Raw genomic sequence first — 576 nt, 5'->3', positions numbered from 1 at the left:
ATTCGAGTTTTTCATAGTGTTGCGGTAGAATCGCACCCTTTCAAATTTACGCTAGGAACCAAGACAAGCTATGAACCATAACCGTATCGTCTGCTTCGATTTAGAAATGTGCTGCTGGAGCGAGAATGGCGTCGGCCGCACGGGAGAGATCATCGAAGTAGGGTTAGCTGAAATAGATTTGTCTAAAGGCGAGATCGTCAAGCGTGCTCAATACTACGTGAAGCCAGAACATGATGAAGTGTCACTGTTTTGTGCTGAACTGACGGGCATCACGCCGCGTAAAATCGAAAAGCAAGGCAGACCATTGGCCGAAGTAATCAAATCTATGATTAAGAACTTTGGTGGTCGCAACAAGATTTATGCTTCTTGGGGACGTGATGATGTCATTCTTCTTGAAGAGTGTAAACAAAAAGGCATTGAAGCGCCGTTTACGGAATTCATCAATCTCGCGACGCTGTACCGTATTCAAAACCGTTTAAAAGACAAGCGAATTGGCCACCGAGCTGCGCAAGAAGCAAAAGGCATTGAGTGGGAAGGGCGTCAGCACTCGGGCTACGTGGATGCGCACAACCTAGC

Annotated in this window: 1 protein-coding gene; it reads left to right on the top strand. The window is 46.9% G+C overall.

Annotated elements, in window-relative coordinates; all coding sequences use genetic code 11:
- Nucleotides 1-70: 70 nt before the first annotated feature.
- On the top strand, nucleotides 71-576 hold a 506-nt coding region (locus R7093_RS26915), incomplete at its 3' end, for a 3'-5' exonuclease (RefSeq protein WP_318147235.1).

Source organism: Vibrio sp. 1580 (genome assembly GCF_033340055.1).
The sequence above is the reverse complement of the archived record's forward strand: the minus strand, read 5'-3'. Positions and strand labels throughout refer to the sequence as shown.